This window comes from Pseudomonas sp. BRM28, from assembly GCF_002939405.1.
In the GTDB taxonomy this organism is placed as follows: Bacteria; Pseudomonadota; Gammaproteobacteria; order Pseudomonadales; family Pseudomonadaceae; genus Aquipseudomonas; species Aquipseudomonas palmensis.
In genome coordinates this window covers 2,053,330-2,073,092 of record NZ_PEFV01000001.1, presented here as the reverse complement: position 1 = coordinate 2,073,092, position 19,763 = coordinate 2,053,330, and the positions used below count along the sequence as shown (strand labels likewise).

Genomic DNA, 19,763 nt, shown 5'->3' with positions numbered 1-19,763 from the left:
CGCATGCCTCTGCCAACCGGACACACCGCACCGTTGCCCGCCAGGCGTCCGCGCTCGCTGCTGCGCCGCCTGCTGGGCGCCAGCGCCCTTACCCTGCTGCTGCCCGGCGTGAGCCAGGCCAACAGCTGCCAGGCCGCCCCCTGGCCGTTGTGGCAGGTGTTTCGCCAGCACTTCGTGCAGCCCGACGGGCGCGTGCTCGATGCCAGCACGCCGCAGCAGCACAGCTCGTCCGAAGGCCAGTCCTACGCGATGTTCTTTGCCCTGGTGGCCAACGACCAGGCCAGCTTCGACAAGCTCTGGCTGTGGGCCAGCAACAACCTTGCCGGTGGCGACATCAAGCAGAACCTGCCGGGGTGGATCTGGGGCCTGGACGACAAGGGCCAGTGGCGCCTGCTGGACCACAACTCGGCCTCGGACGCCGACCTGTGGTTCGCCTACGCGCTGAGCGAGGCCGCGCGGCTGTGGAACACCCCGGCCTACAACGCCCAGGCTGCCCAGCTGCTGGCCAATATCAAGGCCCGCGAAGTGGCCGAGCTGCCGGGCCTGGGCATGATGCTGCTGCCCGGCGTGGAGGGCTTTGCCAAGCCCGATCACTTCTGGCAGCTCAACCCCAGCTACCTGCCGGTGCCGGTGCTGCGACGCCTGGCGGTGGTCGACCCCAAGGGGCCGTGGAGCCAGATCGCCCGCAGCACCGCCAGCCTGATCAAGGGCGTGAGCCACAACGGCTATGTGGCCGACTGGGTGGGCTACCGTGGCACCGGCCCGGACAAGGGCCTGTTCGTGATCGACCCGGTCAAGGGCGAAACCGGCAGCTACGACGCCATCCGCACCTACCTGTGGGCCGGCATGACCCCGGCCAAGGACCCACTGGCCAAGCCGATCCTCGACAGCCTCGACGGCATGGCGCGCAGTGTCGCGACCCACGGCGTACCGCCAGAGAAAGTGCAGGTGCAGGCCAACACCAGCAGCGGCGATGGCCCGTTCGGCTTTTCTGCCGCCCTGCTGCCGTATTTCAAGGCGCGCCAGCAACCCTGGCTGCAGGAACAGCAGCGTGCCCGTGTCGACCAGCTGATGAGCAAAAGCCTGAGCCCCGAAGCGCTGCAGGCCAGACAACCCCCTTACTACGACTTCGTGCTGAGCCTGTTCGCCCTCGGCTTCATGGATGATCGTTACCACTTCCTCGACGACGGGAAGCTGCAACCACTCTGGGAGACTTCATGCCCTCGCGCCGCCAAACCCTAGCCATTGGGGTGCTTGCCGCCCTGATCCACAACAGCAGCTTTGCCGAGCTCAGCGAGAACGGCAAGGTCCTGCTGGAACAGGGTCAATACTGGCAGGCCCGCAAAGACACCACCCGCGCCACCGAGGCATGGCGCAAGCTGCTGCTGATCGATCCGCAGCAGGCCGACGCGTTGTACGGCCTTGGCCTGCTGGAGCTTGATGGCAATCGCCCGCAGGGCGCCAAGCGCTACCTCGACCAGCTCAGGCAGGCGCACCCCGGCGAGCGTCAGACCCTGTTGCTGCAACAGGAGATCGCCCTGCACAGCGCCGATAACACCGCGCAACTGGAGCAGGCCCGCCAACTCGCCGAATCGGGCGAGCTGGATCAGGCTGTGGCGGCATACCGCACGCTGTTCGGTGGCAGTGCACCCCAGGGCGAACTGGGCCTGGAGTTCTACAGCTACCTGGGCTACACCGCCACCGGCTGGCAGGAAGCGCGCCAGGGCCTGGAGCGCCTGCAGGGCCAGTCGCCGGACAACCCCAAGATCAAGCTCAACCTGGCCAAGCTGCTGCTGCGCAACGAAAGCACGCGGGTGGAGGGCATTCGCCGGCTGGCGTCCTATGCCAACGACCCGGTGATCGGCAGTGAATCGATCGAGGGCTGGCGCCAGGGCCTGTCCTGGCTGGGTGCGCCGCGCCCCGCCGAGGTGCCGTTGTTCGATGCCTACCTCAAGGCCTACCCGGACGACGAAGAGATCCGCAACCAGCTCAAGAGCGGTGCCCGTGCCAGCCAGGCCAGCGCCGTCCAACGCCAGAACAGCCACCTGGTGCGCGGCTTCAAGGCGCTGGACGCCAACGACCTGCCCCAGGCCGAGCAGTCGTTCCAGGCCCGTTTGCGCGAGCAGGCGCAGGATGCCGACGCCCTCGGCGGGCTGGGCATCGTGCGCCAGCGCCAGGGCCGCCTGGGCGACGCCGATGCACTGTTCAAGCAGGCCATCAGCCGTGGCAACAGCAGCCGCTGGCAAAGCGCCCTGCAAGGCAACCGCTACTGGGTGCTGCTGGACCAGGCCAATGCCGCCCGCGACGCCGGCAATCCGCAAGACGCCCGCGAGCTGCTGCAACGCGCCATCGCGATGAACCCGCGCCAGGTGCAGGGGCCTATCAGCCTGGCCGACCTGCAGGCCGCCCAGGGTCAGTTCGACAGCGCCGAAACCACCTATCGCCAGGCCCTGAGCCTGGATGCCGGCAACCCCGATGCGCTGCGCGGGCTGGTCAGCGTGCTGGCGCAGAACGGCAAGCTGGGCGAAAGCCAGCGCCTGATCGACGGGCTCAGCGATGCCCAGCGCGAACGCCTGGGCGACCTGCGCGTGCTGCGCGCGGCCATCGCCGTAGGCCAGGCCCGCGACGCCGAGCGCAGTGGCGACCTGGCCGGCGCTCGCAAGGCGCTGGAAGAGGCCGTGCGCAACGACCCGCAGAACGTGTGGGCGCGTTACGACCTGGCGCAGGTCTACCTCAAGAGCGATGCCTCCGGCAAGGCGCGCCAGACCATCGACGAGATGCTCAAGGCCAACCCGCAGCGGGCCGAGGCGCTGTATGCCAGCGCGCTGTTCTCCAGCCGCCTGGGCGAGTGGCAGTCGGCCCAGCGCAGCCTGGCGCAGGTGCCCACGGCCCAGCGCAGCGCCGCCATGCACACCCTGGCCGAAGAGATCGAACTGCACCTGCTGACCCGCCAGGCGGCAGACCTGGCCAAACAGGGCCAGCGCCAACAGGCCATGAAGCTGCTGCAACGCGCCGAACCGGCAGCGGCCAACAACCCCGGCATGCTCTCGGCGCTGGCCGCGACCTATATCGATATCGGCCAGACCGAACATGCGCTGGGCATGCTGCGCACCGCCATTGCCCAGAGCAGCACGCCCTCCCCGTCCCTGCGCCTGGCCTATGCCGGCGCACTGCTCAAGGCCGGCGACGACGTGCAGGTGAACCAGATTCTGCGCGAGCTGCGCAGCCAGCCACTGCAGACCGGCGACCAGCGCAGCTACGACGACCTGGTGTTCCAGTACACCGTGCGCCAGGCCGACCTGCTGCGTGAAAAGGGAGACCTGGTGGCCGCCTACGACACCCTCGCCCCGGCCCTGGCGCAACGCCCGCAAGACCCGCAGGCAGTGTCGTCGCTGGCGCGCATGTACCTGGACAACCGCAACCCGGCCAAGGCGGTGGAGCTGTTCACCCCGCTGCTGCGCCAGTACCCGGACAATGCCGACGTGCAGATGGGCGCCGCCCAGGCCTTCGTACAGGCCGGCGATGCCGACAAGGCCGAGCGCGCCGTTGAAAAGGCCCTGCAACTGGCCCCGCAGAACCCGCAGATTCTCACCAGTGCTGCCGGCTATTACCGTGGCCGCGGCAAGCTGGCCAAGGCCGAGCAGCTGTATGCCCAGGCCCTGGCCTTGCAGGCGCCGCCGGATCAGAACGTGCTCAACCCCTTCGGCCAGGCGATTGCCGTCAACCCCTTCGTCGGCCAACCGGGCCAGCGCAAGCAGTCGCGCCTGAGCGAAACGGTGCTGGCCGAGATTCCCGAGCCGGCACAGACCCAGGTCAGCAGCCGCGCCAGCGAGGCGTTCGACGCACCGGTGCTGCTGGCCAGTCGCGACAGCGAACCTGGCCTGCGCACGGCCAGCCAGGCCACGCCGCAGCTCGCCACGCCGGCACCGGTCGACCCGCGCGCCGCGCTGCAGACCGAGCTGGATACGATTCGCGAGGCGCGCAGCCCGCAGATCAAGCAGGGCGTCACTTTCCGCGGTAACGACAGCGAATCGGGGCTGGGCAAGATTACCGATGTGGAGGCGCCGCTGGAGATCAGCGTGCCGTGGAACGACGATCGACTGGCCCTGCGCATCACGCCAGTGTCGCTGAACGCAGGGGGGGTGAAAAACGAGCTGAGCGCCAATTCGCGCTTTGGCGGGATCACCAGCGAAATGGCCAGGAACATACTTGCCATGCCGCTACCCGACCTGCTTGCAGAAGCAGAGGACTTCTACATCGACAGCCCCGGCTCGCAGAAGGACAGCGGCGTAGGCGTGGCCGTAGCCTACGAGAGCCCGTCGCAGGGCCTCAAGGCAGACCTGGGCGTGAGCCCGGTAGGCTTCCTGTACAACACCGCCGTGGGCGGCATCAGCCTGGATCGCCCCTTTGCAGAAGGCAGCAACTGGCGCTACAACCTCAACCTGTCCCGGCGCTCGGTCACCGACAGCCTGACCTCCTTCGCCGGAGCCCGCGACAAGCGCACCGACCTGCAATGGGGTGGCGTAACCTCCAACGGTGGTCGTCTGCAACTGGGTTATGACAATCAGACCTACGGCATGTACGGCTATGGTTCCTGGCACAAGCTGCTGGGTCACGACGTGGAGTCCAACACCCGCAGTGAACTGGGCAGCGGCATCTACTGGTACCTGCTCAACAATCAGGATGAACGCCTCACCGCAGGCCTGAGCGTGTCCGGGGCGCATTACGCGAACAACCAGAGCTTCTTCACCTACGGCCACGGCGGCTACTTCAGCCCGCAGAACTTCTTCTCCATCGGTGTGCCGGTCAGCTGGGCGCAGCGGGGACCGAACTTCAGCTACCAGGTGCAGGGTTCGGTGGGCATGCAGCACATCGAGCAGGACAGCGCACCGTACTTCCGCGACAGGCAGTCACAAGCGGCGCTGGAACGAATTTCCCAGGCCTTTGCCACGGACGGTACGACCCTGCGCACCACCTATGCCTCGCAGAGCAAGACCGGCATCGGCTACTCGCTGGGCGCCAGTGGCGAATACCGGCTGGGCGATGGGTTCTTCTTCGGCGGCACCCTGGGCGTGGACAACGCCCGCGACTACCAGCAATGGACCGGTGGCCTGTACCTGCGCTACCTGTTCGACGACGGCCGCGGCGCCATGCCGTTGCCCGTCAACCCGTACCGTTCCCCTTATTCGAATTGATTTGCAGGAGTATCAACCATGGCTAGTTCACTTCTCGCAGGCCTGACCATTCTGATGATCGGCGACAGCCACCTGGCGACCCCCGATTACCTGATCAAGAGCCTGCACGACAACCTCGTGCAGCAAGGTGCCCAGGTGCACTCGCTGGGTATCTGCGGCGCCAATGCCGGCGACTGGCTCAAAGCCACCCCTGGCACCTGCGGCGGTGCCGAGCGCCGTGGCACCGAAAAGCCCGTGGTACTGGGCAGCAAGGCGGCCACCCGGCCGATCGGCGACCTGATCAAGGCCGACAAGCCGGACCTGGTGGTCGTGGTGATGGGCGACACCATGGCCAGCTACACCAAACCGGCCTTCCCCAAGGCCTGGCTGTGGCAGCAGACCACCAGCTTTGCCAAGGAAATCGCCAACACCGGGGCCAAGTGCGTATGGGTCGGCCCCAACTGGGGGACCGAAGGCGGCAAGTACGGCAAGACCTACGCCCGCGTCGAACTGACCTCCAAGTTCCTCGCCGCCAACGTGGCGCCGTGCGACTACGTCGACTCGCTCAAATTCTCCAAGCAAGGCGAGTGGGCCACGGTCGACGGTCAGCATTTGACCGCCCCGGGCTACCTGGCCTGGAGCAAGAAGATCAGCGAAGAGATCGTCAAGGCGCCGGTCGTGACGAGCATCAAGAAATGAAGCGCGCCCTGCACGCTGTACTGCTGGCCCTGCCCGCCGCCCTCGGCGCGGGCCTGGCCCAGGCCGAGATCGCGCTGTACCCCACCGGCCCCAGCGAAGACTCGGCGTTCTTGCGCTTCGTCAACGCGGCCCCCGGCACCCTGCAACTGGTGGCGGACGGCTCCAGGGCCAGCCTGCAGCTGGACGCGGCCAAACCGGTGTCGGCGTACCTGCCGGTACCGGCCAACAAGGCCATCAAGGGCACCCTGAGCCGTGACGGCCAGCGCTCGGCCCTGCAGCTGAGCGTTGCTCCTGGCGAATTCGCCACGGTAGTCGCCCTGCAGGACGCCAGCGGCATCCGGCAACGCGTGGTACGCGAGCAACCCGACGACTTCAATGCGCTGAAGGCTTCGCTGGCCTTCGTCAACCTCGACCCTTCCTGCCAGGGCGCAAGCCTGCGCCCTGCCGGGCGCACGGCGGACCTGTTCAAGGACGCGCCAGAGGCCAGCGTGCAGCGTAGATCGATCAACCCGGTGAAGCTGTCGGTGCAACTGGTGTGCGCCAATGCCAACGTCGGCGGCCCGGTGGACCTGGGCGAACTCAAGGCCGGCGAGCGCTACAGCGTATTGCTGCTGCCCACGGCGAGCGGCCCGCAGCTTGTGCCCGTCACGGACACGCTCTCCAACTGATCGGACGTCTTCACCACCATGGTATTCGCCTCACTCGAGTTCCTGACGCTGTTTTTGCCGATCTTCATGCTGGTGTACGCGCTGAGCCGTCCGGCCTGGCGCAACGGCGTACTGCTGATCGGCAGCTGGCTGTTCTATGGCTGGCTGAGCCCGCTGTTCCTGCTGCTGCACATGGCGCTGACCGTGGTCGCGTGGGTTGGCGGGCTGCTGGTGAACCGCAGCCATGAGGACTCGCGCGGGCGCATACGCCTGCTGGCCGCGCTGATCGTGTTCAATACGCTGGTGCTGTGCTGGTACAAGTACGCCAACATCCTGGCCGCCAACTACAACGAGCTGATCACCTATTACGGTGCATTGCCGATGGAGTGGCAGCGGGTGGCGTTGCCGGCGGGGCTGTCGTTCATCGTGCTGCAGGCGATTTCCTACCTGGTGGATGTGCACCGCCATACCGTGCCGGTAGAGCGCAGCTTCGTGAACTTCGCCACCTACATCTCGATGTTCGGCCACTCGATCGCCGGCCCGATCATCCGCTACGACTGGGTACGCCGCGAGCTCAACCAGCGCTACTTCAACTGGCAGAACTTCTCGCTGGGCGCGCGCCGCTTCATGATCGGCATGTGCATGAAGGTGCTGGTGGCCGATACCCTGTCGCCGCTGGTGGACGTGGCCTTCCACCTGGACAACCCGTCGTTCCTGGACGCGTGGCTGGGCTGCCTGGCGTATTCGCTGCAACTGTTCTTCGACTTTGCCGGCTACAGCTGCATGGCCATCGGCCTGGGCCTGATGCTGGGCTTCCACTTTCCCGAGAACTTCAACCGGCCGTACCTGGCCAGCAGCATCCAGGACTTCTGGCGGCGCTGGCACCTGTCGCTGTCGAGCTGGCTGCGCGACTACCTGTACATCGCCCTGGGCGGCAACCGTCACGGCACCTGGAACACCTACCGCAACCTGTTCCTGACCATGGCCATTGCCGGCCTGTGGCATGGCGGGGACAGCTGGAACTACCTGCTGTGGGGCTCGGCCCACGGTATCGCGCTGTGCGTCGACCGGGCCTGGAGCCGTTCCAGCCTGCCGGCGATCCCCAAGGTGCTGTCGCACACCCTGACGCTGCTGTTCGTGTGCCTGGCCTGGACGCTGTTCCGCGCCCCGGACTTTCATACGGCGCTGTCGATGTACGCCGGCCAGTTCGGCCTGCACGGCTTTGCCCTGGGCGAGGCACTGGCAGCCACCGTACGCCCGGTGCACGGTCTGGCGGCGTTGCTGGGCGTGGCGTGCATCATCCTGCCGATCTGGCAGGCACGCGCCGAGCACCGCTTCGCCAGCCGCGCGTGGTTCGTGCATGCCGCTGCCCTGTGGCCCGTGGCCGGCTTCGTGCTGTCGTTCGCGTTGATCGCCAGCCGTGATTCGGTCCCCTTCCTGTACTTCCAGTTCTGATGACGATGAAGACACCTCCTCCCAGTACAGCGCCCACGCCCCCCAGTGCACTGGCCCTGCGCACCAGCCCGATCGCCGGCGTCACCCTGGCGCTGTTCCTGGGTGCCGGCCTGCTGTCGTGTGGCTGGCTGGTGGCCAGCGGCAAGCTCGAGCTGATGCCCGACAAGCACCTGTCCAATGGCCAGGTGCTGCATGGTGAAATCACCCACCGCATTGCCAAGGAGCTGGCCAAGGCGCCGCTGCCGAGCGAGGCCGCCGACCTGGAACGGGCCGGCAGTTGGCTGTTGCTGGGCGACACCGGGCCGCGGGTGCGGCCGGGCTGCACGCAGTGGCTGTTTCTGAGCGATGAACTCAAGCTCGACCGGCACGCGGCCGACAACGCCCAGGCCAAGGCCGATGCGGTGATCGCCCTGCAACGCAGCTTGCAGCAACGGGGTATCCGCCTGCTGGTGAGCGTGGTGCCGGACAAGAGCCGTATCGCCGCCAGCGAGCTGTGCGGGTTGACTCGCCCCACGGTCTCGCAGGCGCGCATCCAGCAGTGGGTGCAGAAACTCCAGGCGGCCGGCGTGGCCACCCTGGACCTGACTGCCAGCCTGCAGCCGCTGGGCGCCAGTGCATTTCTGCGTACCGATACCCACTGGAGCGAAGCCGGCGCCCAGGCCGCTGCCCAGGCCATTGCCGAGCAGGTCAAGGGCATGGGCTTGAGCGCCACCCCCAGCAAGACCTTCGACACCCGCCAGGAGCCTCTGGCACCGCGCCCCGGGGACCTGGTGCGGCTGGCCGGCATCGATTGGCTGTCAGTGGCCTTGCAGCCGCCGCAGGAACAGGTGGCGCCAACGGTCATCACCGAGCGGGCCGAGGCCGTCAGCGATGCGGGCGACAACCTCGATGACCTGTTCGGCGACGACAACCTGCCGAACGTCGCGCTGATCGGCACCTCGTTTTCGCGCAACTCGAGCTTTGTCGGCTTTCTGCAACGTGCGCTGTCGGCGCCTGTGGGCAACTTCGCCAAGGACGGCGGCGAATTCTCCGGGGCCGCCAAGGCCTACTTCGACAGCCCGGCGTTCAGGCAGACGCCGCCACAGCTGGTGATCTGGGAGATACCCGAGCGCGACCTGCAGACGCCCTATGCGGGTGACGTGCAGCTGCCCCCCAAGCCATGAGGCACCACGCCCGCTGCGCGCGTTGACACGGCGCGGCGGGCGCTGGCGAATGCTCAGGCAAGTTTTTTCAGATCTGCCGCTGAATCGAACGTGGTGAAGTGGTAGATGCCGTGGATCTTCTCCAGCTGGCAACACCAGCCCTCCTGCTCGCCGGCTTGCACCACGAACCTCAGTTCTTCGATACCCGCCATATTGGCGGCAGCTTCGAGCAGGGTCTTGACGCGCTTTTCGACAAGGGCGTCGTAGGCCAGTTCGTATGATTTCTCCCAGGTGGCGTCGGCATTGCGAAATCGCTTCCAGTTATCGTCCTTGAGCACCTTGCAAAAGGCCACGCGCTGAACTTCGCCGGTATTGGACAGGTCGAGGGACAACAGGCAGAGGGTCATGGTGGGCTCCCATAAGCAGTGAAATTCCCTTGCAACCTAGTCACTCGCTTTTCATCCATCAATGCTAAATGGCCATCACCTGAGAGTTAAAATAATTCAAGAATTTACCAAAAAACAGAAACTAAACAACTTAGCCAAGGCCATGTAGGAAAGTTACTACGCAAAGAAACACGAGCTATAAAGTCTTTTTATGGAACAAAGGGCTTTCAGGCACTTTAAAATAAACAGAAACATTCAAAGGCGTGCCGTTTCGGCGCAATTACAGCGTCTTGAAGCGAGCGCTGCGCTTCTGCAATCATGCCCGCCGGGCGCTGCCAGCGGGCAGCGTCGTCCCTTAGCGCACCGCACAAAGGAATGACTCAATGATCAGGGTATTGCTTTCGCTGGACCTCACCAACAAGGAATCGGAACGAGACAACTTCAACAACTTCCTGGCAGAACAACAATGGAAGAAGTTGGCTGGTGTGAATACCGTCTGGGCCATCGAGTATGATGATTTCAGCCAGACCAACGAGCAACATGTGACAAGCGTCAAAAGAGACCTGTCCAAAGTGCTGCTCACCGCGGCACGGGAATTCAAACCGGACCGTATTACCTATGTTGCACAGATAGCCAACATTGAATGTATCGGGCGCTATATCTACCGGGAGGGTGGCGATTACAAGGCGTTCATTTACGAGCCCTGCTGATAGCGCTGAAGAGAGTGAGGTGTCTGCGACAGTGATAAGGTCGCAGGCATTTTTCGTGCGCGCGAAGGGAAAGCAGTGCACTGCATGCATATTCGGGGGAAAGGGAACTGGATAGAGGCGGCCCCTGGCAGACAAGGGCTTGCGTTATGGAGGCAACCCCACCAGCCACACCCCGGCACACGATGTTCCCGCTGTGGCTGCTCCCTTCCGGGCCTGACCAGGTTTACGGGTAATCGTTGCGGGGGGACCGATGGGGTCACCATAACGATGCTCGCCTGGCAGCGAGCGGGGCCATTGTACCGGTCTGACGCGAAGTTACAACCTCTGTACCGTGAAAAAACCACTCTGGCTCAAGGACTTGTGACTGCCGCCGGGGCATCGCCCTGGATCACGCAGTGAATGAAGTGCAGCTTGGCCACCACCGGCGCACTCAGCACGAACGGGTAGAAATCGGTCTGGCCCATGCTGCGTGACAGCTCGTTGAGCATCGCCGACAGCTCCACCCAGGCATTGATGAACGCCAGGAACGCAGGCGCCCCAGGGTGCTCGGGCTGGTACAGGCTGCGGGCATCGAACGGCGGATAGTCCAGGTCCATCACCGAGGCGTCCATGCCCAGCGCAAGGGCGGTGTCCACCGCATCGGTCATGTGCAGGTAGTGCGCCCAGGTTTCGGCCCAGTCCTCCCAGGGGTGCATGGTGGCATAGGCGCTGACGTGGGCGACGGCCCAGTCCAGCGGAGCACCTTGCTGGTAGTGGCGCTCCATGGCCTGGGCGTAGCTGGCGCGCTCGTCGCCGAACAGGCGGCGGAAGTCCTGCAGCCAGGCGCTGTTGGCCACCAGACGGTCCCAGTAGTAATGCCCGATCTCGTGGCGCAGGTGGCCCAGCACGGTCCGGTAGGGCTCCTGAAGCTGCACGCGCACCTGCTCGCGCCAGTCGTCGTCGGCTTCGCGGATATCCAGGGTGATCAGGCCGCCAGCGTGGCCGGTGGTGGGGGGATTGCCGGCAATGTCGATGCCGATGAAGTCGAAGGCGATGCCCTCGCCGGCTGCGCCTTGCTTGGGCGTGACCGGCAACCCCAGGTGCAGCAGTTGCGCAATCAGGCGGCGCTTGGCGGTTTCCAGCTTGCGCCAGCGCAGGTGGTTTTCGGTGAACGACAGGTCGGGGATGGTGCGGTTGAGGCGACAGGCCAGGCAGAACGCTTCGGGGTCGTCGACAGCCAGCAGCCAGTTGCAGCAAGCCGGGGTGTCGAGGTTGGCGCAACGCTTGAGCGGGCCGAGTTCTGGCTGGCCGTCCAGGTACCACTGGCCGTCCACAGCGGCCGGCAGCAAGGTACCGACATGGTGGGTATCGGGCCAGTAGCCCAGCGACGCCTGGCAGGCCAGGCATTGGCTGTTGCGAAAGAACACGGACTGTCCGCACTCGCATTGCCACACGCGCGTGCTGCGGCGTGCCTGGCTGACGAAGGGTGCGGCGATACGGGCGACGAGCTGTTCGAAGAATGGGTACATGGGGCCACCTCCTGGCTGGAGCCTAGCCTACACCATGTGCGTGACAGCGCTTGCGGTGTGCCTGACGCACCGTGCGCTCAGGTGTTGCGAGCGCTTCGCGCTCGATCGCGGGTCAAGCCCGCTCCCACGCCCTTCGGGCAGAAGCGGGCCGCGTGACCGCTACACCGCTATGCCCTGCTCCGACAGAAACGCCACGAACGCATCCTCATCCAACACCCTGAGCCCCAGCTCAGTGGCCTTGGCCAACTTGGAGCCTGCCCCCGGGCCCGCCACCACGCAGTGGGTCTTGGCCGAAACAGACCCCGCCACCTTGGCCCCCAGGCTCTCCAGCTTGTCCTTGGCGACATCCCGGCTCATGCGCTCCAGCGAACCGGTCAGCACCCAGGTCTGCCCCGCCAGCGGCAAGCCCTGGGCAACCTTCTTCTCGCTCTCCCAGTGCATGCCGAACTCGCGCAGTTGCGCCTCGACGCTGCGCGCCAGCGCCTGGTTGGCCTCGACCAGGAAGAACTCGCGCACCGCATCAGCCTGCTTGGCTGCCAGCGCCTGGCGCAGGTCGATGCCGTCGGCGGCAATGATGCGCTCAAGGCTTTGCAGCTTGGCCACCAGCTTCTCGGCACCCGTCGGGCCGACAGAAGGGATGTCGAGCTTGGCGATCAACCCGGCCAGGGTCGTACTGGCCGCGAATTCGGCGGCCAGCTCGCCCTCCTCCTGCAACTGCAGGCCGTTCTCGAGCAGTTGCGCGATGACGCTGCGGTTATGTTCGTCCTCGAAGAAGTTGTGGATCTCGTGCGCCACTTCCAGGCCGATATCCGGCAGGTAGGTCAGCACCTGCGGCAACGCCACCATCACGCGCTGCAACGAGCCCAGCGAGCGCGCCAGCACCTTGGCGGTTTCCTCGCCCACATCGGGGATGCCAAGGGCGTAGATGAAGCGTGCCAGGCTCGGGCGCTTGCTGTCGGCAATGGCGGCCAGCAGCTTGTTGCTGGACACCTCGGCAAAGCCTTCGAGGTCGACGATGTCTTCGAATTTCAAGCGGTACAGGTCTGCCGGCGAGGCAATCAGCCCTTCATCCACCAACTGCTCGACGCTCTTCTCGCCCAGGCCCTCGATGTCCATGGCGCGGCGCGACACGTAGTGGATGATCGCCTGCTTGAGCTGCGCGCGGCAGGCCAGGCGGCCGACGCAGCGGTACACCGCGCCTTCGCTGACGGTTTCCTTGCCCTTGCTGCGCTTGACCAGCTGGGTGCGCTCGACCTGCGAGCCACACACCGGGCACTGGGTAGGGATGTGCACCGCACGCGCATCGGCCGGGCGACGCTCGGTGACCACCTGCATCACCTGCGGGATCACATCACCGGCACGGCGGATGATCACCGTATCGCCGATCATCACCCCCAGGCGCGCCACTTCGTCCATGTTGTGCAAGGTGGCATTGGCCACGGTCACGCCGGCCACCTTGACCGGCTTGAGCCGTGCGACGGGCGTTACCGCACCGGTGCGACCAACCTGGAACTCGACGTCGAGCACCTCGGTCAGTTCTTCCATGGCCGGGAACTTGTGCGCTATCGCCCAGCGCGGCTCACGGGCACGAAAGCCCAGTTCACGTTGCGAGGCCAGGCTGTTGACCTTGAACACCACCCCGTCGATCTCGTAGGGCAGCGCGTTGCGCCGCTCGCCGATGTCACGGTAGTAGTCCAGGCATTCCTTGATACCGGCGGCATGCCGCAGTTCGCGACTGATGGGCATGCCCCAGCCCTTGAGCTTTTCGAGGGTGCCGATATGGGTGTCGGCGATGGCCTCGGACACCTGGCCCACGCCATAGCAGCAGAACTCCAGGGGGCGGCTGGCGGTGATCTTCGAATCGAGCTGGCGCAGGCTGCCGGCGGCGGCGTTGCGCGGGTTGGCGAAGGTCTTGCCGCCGATCTCGGCCTGGGCTGCGTTCAGCCGTTCGAAGCCCTCCTTGCTCATGAACACTTCGCCGCGCACCTCCAGCACTGCCGGCCAGCCCTTGCCCTGCAGCTTGAGCGGCACGTTGCGGATGGTGCGCACGTTGACGCTGATGTCTTCGCCGGTGGTGCCGTCGCCACGGGTGGCGCCCTGCACCAGCAGGCCGTCACGGTACAACAGGCTGACCGCCAGGCCGTCGAGCTTGGGTTCGCAGCTGTAGTCCACCGCCGCCCCTGCGCCGAACAGGTCGCCGGTCGGCAGGTCGAGGCCTTCGACCACGCGCCGGTCGAACTCGCGCAGGTCATTTTCCTCGAAGGCGTTGCCCAGGCTCAGCATCGGCACCTCGTGACGCACCTGGGTGAAGGCCGAGAGCGCCGCGCCGCCCACCCGTTGGGTGGGGGAATCGGGGGTGACCAGCTCGGGGTGTTCGGCCTCCAGGGCCTGCAGCTCGCGGAACAGGCGATCGTATTCGGCGTCCGGGACGCTTGGCTCGTCGAGCACGTAGTAGCGGTAGTTGTGCTGGTCGAGTTCGGCACGCAGTTCGAGGATGCGGGTTTGGGCGGTCATGTGTGTCGTCTCTTGCAAAGCAAAAGAGCAGCTCGGGGCTGCTCTTGGCGTTCAAATCGGTGGATCGGCGGGGCAGCTTTCGCCGGCAAGGCCAGCTCCTGCAGGGAGCGGCCATACCTGTCAGCGTTTCTGGGTCAGGGCGCGGCGCTCGAATTCGACGATGCGCTGGCGGTAGTGTTCGATGGTCTGCGCAGTCATCACGCTGCGCTGGTCATCCTTAAGCTCGCCATTCAGTTCATGGGCCAGCTTGCGCGCCGCCGCCACCATCACGTCGAACGCCTGCTTGGGATGGCGCGGGCCCGGCAGGCCAAGGAAGAAGCTGACCGCACGGGTGCTGAAATGGTCGATGTCGTCCAGGTCGAACACCCCAGGCTTGACCGCGTTGGCCATGGAGAACAGCACTTCGCCATTGCCGGCCATGCTTTCGTGACGGTGGAAGATGTCCATCTCGCCAAAGCGCAGGCCGCTTTCCAGGATGTTCTGCAGCAGCGCAGGGCCCTTGAAGCCGCTCTCGTCGCGGGCAATCACGCTGATCACCAGCACTTCCTCGACCGGCGGCAGGTCCTTGCCTTCGCTGGCACCGAAGCCGGTGCTCTTGGGGCTTTCGTCCGGGAAGTCGTCGTCGGCATTGCCGAACAGGTCAGGCTCGCGTGGCTCGGCCGCCAGGTTCAGGTCGCCCTGCTGCGGCTCGCTGGTACGTTTGGCGCGCTTGGACCCCTTGCCCACCTTCGGCTCGCGCTGCTCGCGCGCAGCCGTCATCGACGGCAGGTCGTGCTCGTCGAGCTGGGGCTCCTTGTGGTCGTCAAGCACCCGCGGCGGGCCCAGCACTTCGGCGCTGGTCTCTTCGTCCGGCAGGTTGGAGAAGCTGCGGTCCAGACGGAATTTCAACTTGCCCTTGCCGCCGCGCATGCGACGCCAGCCGTCAAAAAGAATACCGGCAATGACTATGATGCCGATGACGATCAGCCACTCGCGCAGACCGATTTCCATGTAATCCCGTGCCTCTGTGAAAAATGCTGAAAAATAAAGGGTTTAAACCCCTTTAAAACGTGGCGCCAACTCTATGTTCTGACAGGCGTTTTACCCACGCATAGAAAAATTTACATTAAGCTAGCACGACCAAAGATAACTTTACACCGTCTGTCGCAACTGACAGGGGCATTTGCTGCAAGTTCGTGCGTTATATCCGTTTTTCAGGCGTCGACCATGGCCATCGCCTCCTCCACGTCCACCGCCACCAGCCGCGAGCAACCGGGCTCGTGCATGGTCACCCCCATCAGTTGATCGGCCATTTCCATGGCGATCTTGTTGTGGGTGATATAGATGAACTGCACGGTCTGGCTCATCTCCTTGACCAGGCGCGCATAGCGTCCGACGTTGGCATCGTCCAGCGGCGCGTCGACCTCGTCGAGCATGCAGAACGGTGCCGGGTTCAACTTGAAGATGGCAAACACCAGGGCCAGGGCCGTCAGCGCCTTCTCGCCGCCCGAGAGCAGATGGATGGTGCTGTTCTTCTTGCCTGGCGGGCGCGCCATGATCGTTACCCCTGTATCGAGTAGATCTTCGCCCGTCAGTTCCAGATAAGCGCTGCCACCACCGAAAACTTTTGGGAAAAGTGCCTGTAATCCGGCATTTATCTGATCAAAGGTATCCTTGAAGCGGTTGCGGGTTTCCTTGTCGATCTTGCGAATCACGTTTTCCAGGGTATCGAGGGCCTCGACCAGGTCGGCATCCTGGGCGTCGAGGTAGCGCTTGCGCTCGGACTGCTGCTGGTACTCGTCGATGGCCGCCAGGTTGATCGCGCCCAGGCGCTGGATGCGCGCATCGATGCGCTCCAGCTCAAGTTCAGCCTCCTGCTCGCTGGCCTCGGCCAGCAAGGTCGCCAACACGCCTTCCAGATCATAGCCGTCAGCCTGCAACTGTTCCTGCAGGGCCTTGCGCCGCACACTCAGCCCCTGCCATTCCATGCGGTGCTGTTCGAGCTGACCGCGCAGCAGCTGAGATTGCTGTTCGGCCTGGGTACGACGCTTTTCGGCCTCGCGCAGTTCGCGGTCGGCCTCGTCCATGTGCAGGCGTGCCTGACGCATTTCCTCGTCGACACTCATGCGCTTTTCCAGCAGCGCCTCGAGCATCATGCGCAGCTCTTCGAGAGGCGCCTCGCCCTCCTCCAGGTTCAGGCTCAGTTGTTCACGCTTTTCGTTCAGGCGCTCCGACTGCAGCTCCAGGCGCTCGAGGGCCTGGCGCGTGGAGTCGTGCTGGGCACGCAGCGAGCCCAGGCGCACCGCCAACTGATGGGCGTGGTCCTTGTGCTGGCGGGCTTCCTGGCGCACGCGGTCGAGGCGTTCGCGCAGGTTGTCGCGCTGGGCCAGCAAGGCCTCGCGCTGTTCGGTGTCGTGGGCCATCAGGTCGAGGGCTTCCTGCAGGTGCAGGCGCGACTCGCCCAGGCTTTCGTGTTCGATGGCGCGCTGTTCCAGCAGCTCGGCCAGCTCTTCTTCAAGGCGCCGGCGGCGCAACGTCAGCTGCTCGGCGCGGGCCTTGCCGGCCGACAGACGGGCCTTGAGCTCACCTTGCTGGCGGGCTTCTTCCTGGGTGCGACGACGCAGTTGTTCACGGCTGTCTTCCTGCACGCGCTGCTGTTCACGCAGGGCCAGCAACTGCGCTTCGAGCTGCTCCAGGGCAGCTTCCTGCTCCAGACGCTCCAGGCCCAGTTGCTCAAGCTCCTGCCCACGGGCCAGCACGCCACCCTGGGCATCGTTGCCACGGCTGACCCGCAAAAAGTGGCGCCCTACCCAGTAGCCGTCGCGGCTGATCAGGCTTTGGCCGTCGGCCAGCTGGCCGCGCAGGCTCAATGCCTGCTCGAGGCTCTCGACCGGCTTGATCTGGCCCAGCCAGGGGGCCAGGTCAACGCCGCCCTGTACTTTGTCCAGCAGGCTGCCGGCAAGACGCTTGCCGGTGCCGGCGGCCTCCAGCAGACGCAACTCGCCCTGCTCGAAGCCCGTCAGGTCGAGCCCGGCCAGGTCGTCCACCAGTACCGCGTGCAGGTCGGCGCCCAGCACGGTTTCCACCGCCAGCTCCCAACCCGGCTCCACGCGCAGGCCTTCAGCCAGGCGTGGGCGTTGCTCCAGGCCCTGCGCGCGCAACCAGTCGAGGGTACCGCTGCCTGGGTCCAGCGCGGCCTGCTGCAAGGCTTCGAGCGATGCCAGCCGGCCACCCAGGCGCTGCAGTTCACCCTGGGCCTGCTGCTGCGCCTGGGCGGCCTGCTGCAATTGCTCGCGCAGCGCGTCGAGGCGCTCGATCACCTGCTGTTCTTCCAGGTGCAGGTCTTCGAGCAGCAATTCGCTGCTGGCCAGTTGTTCGTTCAGTTCCAGGATGGCCGCATCTTCAGGGTCGGCGCTCAACTGGTCGCGTTCTTCGCCCAGCTTGCGCTGGCGCTCCGAGACGCGCTCCAGGCTCTGCTCCAGCTGCTGGATGCGCGACTGCTGCACCTCGGCCTGGCGGCGCGGCTCGGCGGAGCGGGTGTTGAAGCTGTCCCACTGCTCCTGCCAGCCACGCATGGTGGTCTCGGCTTCCTCAAGAGTCGCGGCGGCCTCCTCGGCTGCCGCCAGCGACAGTTCCTGCTCGGGCTCGATCATCTCCAGCTCTTCGCCCAGAGTCGCCAGCAAGGTGCGGTCGTGGCCCAGGTGCGATTCGGTTTCCAGACGCGCGCGTTCGGCTTCCTTGAAGTCATCCTGCAACTGGCGCAGGCGCTGCTGGCCGTGCTGGATGTTCTGCTCGACCCGGGCGATGTCGCCGCCTACCGAGTAGAAGCGCCCCTGGACCAGGTTGAAACGCTCCGACAGGTCGTGGTGACCGTCGCGCAGGCGCTCGATGCTCGCATCGGCATTGCGCTGCTCGGCCACCAGGGCCTCGAAGGCCACTTCCTGGTCGCCGATGATCGCCTCGCGCTGGCCCACCTGATCGTTCAGCGCACGCCAACGCAGGGCCGCCAGCTGGGCCTTGAGCTGACGCTCCTCGGCCTTGTATTCCTTGTACTTCTCCGCTGCCTGGGCCTGGCGGTGCAGGCGTTCGAGCTGACGTTCCAGCTCTTCGCGCAGGTCGGTCAGGCGCTCCAGGTTCTCGTGGGTGCGGCGGATGCGGTTTTCGGTTTCGCGGCGGCGCTCCTTGTACTTGGAGATGCCGGCGGCCTCTTCGATGAAGTTGCGCAACTCTTCGGGCTTGGCCTCGATCAGCTTGGAGATCATGCCCTGCTCGATGATCGAGTAGCTGCGCGGGCCCAGGCCGGTACCCAGGAAGATATCGGTGATGTCGCGCCGACGGCACTTGGTGCCGTTGAGGTAATAGGTGTTCTGCGCGTCGCGGGTCACCTTGCGCCGGATCGAGATCTCGGCATAGGCGGCATACTCGCCCACCAGGGTGTTGTCACTGTTGTCGAACACCAGTTCGATACTGGCCTGGCTGACCGGCTTGCGGCTGGTGGAGCCGTTGAAGATGACGTCGGTCATCGACTCGCCACGCAGGTTTTTCGCCGAGCTTTCGCCCATCACCCAGCGCACCGCATCGATGATGTTGGACTTGCCGCAGCCATTGGGGCCGACCACGGCCGCCATGTTGCTGGGGAAGTTGACGGTAGTCGGGTCGACGAACGACTTGAACCCCGCCAGGCGAATGCACTTGAGGCGCATGCTCAGCCAGCAACCAGCGAGGACAGCACCAGCGTGCAACTGCGCTCGCAGTACTGCGTCAGCACCTCGCGGATACGCGGCAGGTCGCCACCCACCACCGCTTCGAGCAGTTGGGCGAACAGCACCAGGAAGTCGTTCATGTTGGCCTTGCGCTGGTCCAGCGCCAGGTAATAGGTGCGGCTCATGGCCGGCTGCAGGTTCTCGACGGTTTCCTGCAGGTAGGGGTTGTTGGCGAACGGGTACGCGGCGCGCATCACCGCGAAGCTCTCTTCGACGAAGGCCTTGATGTCCTGGCGCGCACTGGCGGCGTGCAGACGCTGCTGGATGACCAGAAACGGTGCAAGTTCGGCTTCGCTGCGCGGCGCGCTGGCCACGGCATTGCCCAGCAGGATGTACAGCTCGCTCATCAGGGTGCAGAGGCTGCGCACGTTGTGCTCGTTGAGCGCCGTAACCTGCGCGCCACGGCGCGGCAGGATGGTCACCAGGTGCCGGCGCTCGAGTATCAGCAGTGCCTCGCGCACCGAGCCACGGCTGACATTGAGCGCCTGGGTGACCTTCTGTTCCTGGATGCGCTCGGCAGGTTTGAGCTCACCGCGGATGATCCGCTCGGCCAGGTAATGGGCAATTTGCTCGGAGAGGCTGTCCGGCGCCTTGAACGTCATGGTTTTCCTTCAAAATCATTGAACTGTGCACAAGCGCCGATTGTAGCGCACTTGCCTGCACCTCGCGCAGCGGCACAGGCACGCAGTTGGCACGATTGAAGCAAAACAATCGTCAACCCGGCCCCGGTTCTATGCTGAATACAGAGGCTATCGAGGATGACAGGATCAGCACGCACAAAAAGCT

At 65.2% G+C, this 19,763-nt stretch carries 13 protein-coding genes and 1 other RNA gene; 7 read left to right on the top strand and 7 right to left on the bottom strand.

Going from position 1 to position 19,763, the window contains the following annotated elements; genetic code table 11:
- The first annotated feature begins 3 nt into the window (after positions 1 to 3).
- From bcsZ to CR917_RS09950, 6 genes are read left to right on the top strand one after another with little or no spacing between them, the layout of a single operon-like run.
- Positions 4 to 1,242, top strand: a complete 1,239-nt coding sequence (gene bcsZ / locus CR917_RS09975; RefSeq protein ID WP_104572236.1) for a cellulose synthase complex periplasmic endoglucanase BcsZ — start codon at positions 4 to 6, stop codon at positions 1,240 to 1,242.
- Positions 1,218 to 5,195, top strand: coding sequence for a cellulose biosynthesis protein BcsC (locus CR917_RS09970; RefSeq protein ID WP_104572235.1), 3,978 nt, complete (start codon positions 1,218 to 1,220; stop codon positions 5,193 to 5,195). Before bcsZ ends, CR917_RS09970 begins: the two co-directional genes overlap by 25 nt.
- 18 nt (positions 5,196 to 5,213) lie before the next feature.
- Entirely contained in the window at positions 5,214 to 5,873 is a 660-nt protein-coding gene (locus CR917_RS09965) for an SGNH/GDSL hydrolase family protein (protein ID WP_043862368.1), read from the top strand.
- The gene (locus CR917_RS09960) at positions 5,870 to 6,541 is read left to right on the top strand and encodes an alginate O-acetyltransferase AlgF (RefSeq protein WP_054915585.1); all 672 of its coding nucleotides are present in this window, start codon (positions 5,870 to 5,872) and stop codon (positions 6,539 to 6,541) included. The genes CR917_RS09965 and CR917_RS09960 overlap by 4 nt, the downstream gene beginning before the upstream one ends.
- An 18-nt stretch (positions 6,542 to 6,559) precedes the next feature.
- Positions 6,560 to 7,975, top strand: a complete 1,416-nt coding sequence (locus tag CR917_RS09955) for an MBOAT family protein (protein ID WP_043862367.1) — start codon at positions 6,560 to 6,562, stop codon at positions 7,973 to 7,975.
- On the top strand, positions 7,975 to 9,138 hold the full coding sequence (locus tag CR917_RS09950) for a cell division protein FtsQ (RefSeq protein WP_146094996.1): 1,164 nt from the start codon (positions 7,975 to 7,977) through the stop codon (positions 9,136 to 9,138). Before CR917_RS09955 ends, CR917_RS09950 begins: the two co-directional genes overlap by 1 nt.
- Positions 9,139 to 9,191: 53 nt before the next feature.
- On the opposite strand, the gene CR917_RS09945 is transcribed toward CR917_RS09950, so the two are convergent.
- Positions 9,192 to 9,524 carry a hypothetical protein gene (locus tag CR917_RS09945; protein ID WP_043862365.1) on the bottom strand — a complete coding sequence of 111 codons (333 nt, stop codon included), beginning with the start codon at positions 9,522 to 9,524 and terminating at the stop codon, positions 9,192 to 9,194.
- 362 nt (positions 9,525 to 9,886) lie between these two features.
- Between CR917_RS09945 and CR917_RS09940 the strand changes: the two genes are divergently transcribed.
- On the top strand, positions 9,887 to 10,213 hold the full coding sequence (locus CR917_RS09940; protein WP_104572234.1) for a hypothetical protein: 327 nt from the start codon (positions 9,887 to 9,889) through the stop codon (positions 10,211 to 10,213).
- Between the two features lie 156 nt (positions 10,214 to 10,369).
- On the opposite strand, the gene ffs is transcribed toward CR917_RS09940, so the two are convergent.
- The 6 genes from ffs to CR917_RS09910 all read right to left on the bottom strand — a co-directional run bounded on the left by ffs (position 10,370) and on the right by CR917_RS09910 (position 19,579).
- Positions 10,370 to 10,466, bottom strand: an RNA gene (gene ffs / locus CR917_RS09935) — signal recognition particle sRNA small type.
- Positions 10,467 to 10,563: 97 nt separating this feature from the next.
- Positions 10,564 to 11,721: a putative zinc-binding metallopeptidase gene (locus tag CR917_RS09930; RefSeq protein WP_104572233.1), complete on the bottom strand. Its 1,158-nt coding sequence runs from the start codon at positions 11,719 to 11,721 to the stop codon at positions 10,564 to 10,566.
- A gap of 159 nt (positions 11,722 to 11,880) precedes the next feature.
- Positions 11,881 to 14,235 carry an NAD-dependent DNA ligase LigA gene (gene ligA / locus CR917_RS09925; protein ID WP_054915589.1) on the bottom strand — a complete coding sequence of 785 codons (2,355 nt, stop codon included), beginning with the start codon at positions 14,233 to 14,235 and terminating at the stop codon, positions 11,881 to 11,883.
- A 120-nt stretch (positions 14,236 to 14,355) separates the two neighbouring features.
- A complete protein-coding gene (zipA, locus tag CR917_RS09920) occupies positions 14,356 to 15,225 on the bottom strand; it encodes a cell division protein ZipA (RefSeq protein ID WP_043862361.1) in 870 nt (289 codons plus the stop codon).
- Between the two features lie 203 nt (positions 15,226 to 15,428).
- Positions 15,429 to 18,917 (bottom strand): chromosome segregation protein SMC, encoded by a 3,489-nt coding sequence (smc, locus tag CR917_RS09915; RefSeq protein WP_104572232.1) that lies wholly within the window; start codon positions 18,915 to 18,917, stop codon positions 15,429 to 15,431.
- A 2-nt stretch (positions 18,918 to 18,919) separates the two neighbouring features.
- Positions 18,920 to 19,579: a GntR family transcriptional regulator gene (locus CR917_RS09910; RefSeq protein ID WP_043862359.1), complete on the bottom strand. Its 660-nt coding sequence runs from the start codon at positions 19,577 to 19,579 to the stop codon at positions 18,920 to 18,922.
- Positions 19,580 to 19,763: the final 184 nt, after the last annotated feature.

Coding starts and splice junctions, on each gene's coding strand:
- ligA (WP_054915589.1), bottom strand. CDS start 14,235: ATGACCGCCCAAACCCGCATCCTCGAACTGCGTGCCGAACTCGACCAG.
- zipA (WP_043862361.1), bottom strand. CDS start 15,225: ATGGAAATCGGTCTGCGCGAGTGGCTGATCGTCATCGGCATCATAGTC.
- CR917_RS09945 (WP_043862365.1), bottom strand. CDS start 9,524: ATGACCCTCTGCCTGTTGTCCCTCGACCTGTCCAATACCGGCGAAGTT.
- CR917_RS09910 (WP_043862359.1), bottom strand. CDS start 19,579: ATGACGTTCAAGGCGCCGGACAGCCTCTCCGAGCAAATTGCCCATTAC.
- CR917_RS09970 (WP_104572235.1), top strand. CDS start 1,218: ATGCCCTCGCGCCGCCAAACCCTAGCCATTGGGGTGCTTGCCGCCCTG.
- CR917_RS09955 (WP_043862367.1), top strand. CDS start 6,560: ATGGTATTCGCCTCACTCGAGTTCCTGACGCTGTTTTTGCCGATCTTC.
- CR917_RS09950 (WP_146094996.1), top strand. CDS start 7,975: ATGACGATGAAGACACCTCCTCCCAGTACAGCGCCCACGCCCCCCAGT.
- CR917_RS09940 (WP_104572234.1), top strand. CDS start 9,887: ATGATCAGGGTATTGCTTTCGCTGGACCTCACCAACAAGGAATCGGAA.
- bcsZ (WP_104572236.1), top strand. CDS start 4: ATGCCTCTGCCAACCGGACACACCGCACCGTTGCCCGCCAGGCGTCCG.
- CR917_RS09965 (WP_043862368.1), top strand. CDS start 5,214: ATGGCTAGTTCACTTCTCGCAGGCCTGACCATTCTGATGATCGGCGAC.
- CR917_RS09960 (WP_054915585.1), top strand. CDS start 5,870: ATGAAGCGCGCCCTGCACGCTGTACTGCTGGCCCTGCCCGCCGCCCTC.
- CR917_RS09930 (WP_104572233.1), bottom strand. CDS start 11,721: ATGTACCCATTCTTCGAACAGCTCGTCGCCCGTATCGCCGCACCCTTC.
- smc (WP_104572232.1), bottom strand. CDS start 18,917: ATGCGCCTCAAGTGCATTCGCCTGGCGGGGTTCAAGTCGTTCGTCGAC.